Origin of the sequence: Winogradskyella sp. UBA3174 (assembly GCF_002364335.1) — a bacterium.
In the GTDB taxonomy this organism is placed as follows: domain Bacteria; phylum Bacteroidota; class Bacteroidia; order Flavobacteriales; family Flavobacteriaceae; genus Winogradskyella.
Map to the genome: position 1 here is coordinate 110,430 of NZ_DEXW01000037.1, position 413 is coordinate 110,842.

General features: G+C 37.8%; 1 protein-coding gene. It reads left to right on the forward strand.

Features of this window, described 5'->3' with window-relative positions:
• Positions 1-413: KH domain-containing protein (locus B2U95_RS05470; RefSeq protein WP_296313599.1), on the forward strand; the 413-nt coding region annotated here is incomplete at both ends.

The window sequence follows — 413 nt, forward strand, 5'->3', positions numbered from 1 at the left end:
TTAGGAGATATGGATTTTAAAGTGACTGGTACTGCAGATGGTATCACAGCTTGCCAAATGGATATTAAAGTAAAAGGATTATCATATGAGATTTTAGTTAACGCGCTTAAACAAGCACGTGCTGGTCGTTTACATATCCTAGAGAAATTGACAGATACAATTGCTACACCAAATGCAGATGTTAAAGAGCATGCACCTACAATGGTAACAAGACGTGTTCCTAACGAATTCATTGGCGCCTTAATTGGACCTGGTGGAAAAGTGATTCAGGAAATGCAAAAAGAAACTGAGACTACTATCGTTATTAACGAAGATCCAGTGACTGAAGAAGGTATCGTAGAGATTTTAGGTGTAGGACGCGTAGGTATTGATGCTGTAATGGCAAAAATTGACTCTATCTTATTTAAACCTAC